Annotated in this window: 1 protein-coding gene; it reads left to right on the top strand. The window is 75.7% G+C overall.

The window, feature by feature from the left end:
* Positions 1-1966 (top strand): acyltransferase domain-containing protein (locus tag ABZ914_RS50695; RefSeq protein WP_500201728.1); only part of this gene is annotated, 1966 nt, incomplete at both ends.

The raw sequence follows: 1966 nt of genomic DNA, 5'->3' as shown, positions 1-1966 counted from the left end.
GCCGCTCTGGCGGAGGTCGAGGCGGCGTTGAAGCCGTACGTGGACTGGTCGCTCGCCGAGGAGCTGCGCGGCCCGCTGGAGCGGGTGGACGTGGTGCAGCCGGCGTCGTTCGCGGTGAACGTGGCCCTGGCCCGGTTGTGGGAGTCGTTCGGTGTCCGTCCTGACGCGGTGGTGGGGCATTCGCAGGGTGAGATCGCCGCCGCGCACGTGGCCGGCGCGTTGTCGTTGGAGGACGCGGCGCGGGTGGTGGCGCTGCGGAGCCAGGCCATCGCGCGCGGCCTTGCCGGACGCGGCGGCATGTTGTCGGTGGCGCTCCCGGTTGACGAGGCCGCCGCCCGCCTAGCGCCTGGCCTGGAGATCGCCGCGGTCAACGCGCCCGCCTCGGTCGTCGTGGCCGGGGAACCGGAGGCCCTGGACACCCTCCAGGCGGCGCTGGAAACCGAGGGCGTGCGGACGCGCCGGATCCCGGTCGACTACGCCTCGCACACCTCGCACGTGGAGTCGATCCAGGGCGAACTGGCGGACCTGCTGGACGGGATCGCTCCGCGGGCGTCGAACATCCCGTTCTTCTCCACGGTCGAAGGACGATGGCTGGACACCACCGAACTCGACGGCGGCTACTGGTACCGCAACCTGCGGCGCCAGGTCCGCTTCGCCGACGCCGTCGAGACCCTCGCCGAGGACGGGTTCCAGGCGTTCGTCGAGGTCAGCGCCCACCCCGTCCTGGTACCGGGCATCGCGGAGACCGTCGCGGAACCGTCCGTGGCCGTCGGCACGCTGCGCCGCGACGACGGCGGCCTCGACCGGTTCCTGCGCTCGGCCGGGGAGGCGCACGTCTCCGGGGTCGCGGTCGACTGGAGCCGCGCGTTCGGGCCCGGCCCGCACAGGCGCGCGGACCTGCCCACCTATGCCTTCCAGCACCGGCGCTACTGGCTGGAGGGCGGGCGCGGCCAGGGCGACCTGACCGCCGCCGGGATCGAGGACGCGCGGCATCCGCTGCTCGGCGCCGCCGTCCCGCTGCCCGACGGCGCCGTCCTCACCGGCCGCCTCTCGCTCCGCGACCACGGATGGCTCGCCGACCACGCCGTCGCGGGCACGACGGTGCTGCCCGGATCGGCGCTGGTCGAGCTGGCGTTGCGCGCGGGCGCCGAGACGGGTCGCACCACGCTGGACGAGCTCGTCATCGAGGCGCCGCTGACCGTTCCCGGCGACGACGACGTGGAGATCAGGGTCGTGGTCGCCGATCTGGACGTGGCGATCCACGCGCGGCGCGGCCAGGGCGGCTGGACCAGGCACGCCACGGGCCGGCTGTCCGACGGGCTCCACGTCGCGGAGCGGCTCCCGTGGCCGGTCGCGGATGCCGAACCCGTCCCCGTCGAGGACTTCTACGAGCGGAAGGCCGCGGAGGGCTACGAGTACGGGCCCGCCTTCCAGGGACTGCGGGCCGCCTACCGGCGCGGGGAGGAGGTCTTCGCGGAGGTGGAGCTGCCCGGCGGGAGCGAGGCCGAGGGCTTCGGCCTGCACCCGGCCCTGCTGGACGCCGCGCTCCAGGCCACCGGCCTGCTCGGCGCGACCCCACCCGCGAACGGGCGGATACCGCTGCCGTTCGCCTGGACCGGCGTGCGCCTGCACGCGCCCGGCGCCTCGGCGCTGCGCGTGCACGCGACCTTCCAGGGCACGGCGTCCGGATACGCGATCACCCTCGCCGACCGGGACGGAAAGCCCGTCGCCTCCATCGACTCCCTGCGGCTCCGGGACGTGGACCCCGGCCGGCTGGCGCCCGCCCACGACCTGCTCCACCGGATCGACCGGGTGCCGGTCGCCCTTCCCGGCCCGGCCGCCGCGCCCGTCCCGGGCGAGGACGTCCTCGACCTGACCGACCGCGGCGGCTGGACCCCCGGCGCGGCCCGCGAGCTGACCGCGGAGGCGATCGCCTTCCTGCGCGACCGGCTCGCCCGCGACGGCG

Origin of the sequence: Spirillospora sp. NPDC046719 (assembly GCF_040645715.1) — a bacterium.
Classification (GTDB): domain Bacteria; phylum Actinomycetota; class Actinomycetes; order Streptosporangiales; family Streptosporangiaceae; genus Spirillospora.
The sequence above is the reverse complement of the archived record's forward strand: the minus strand, read 5'-3'. Positions and strand labels throughout refer to the sequence as shown.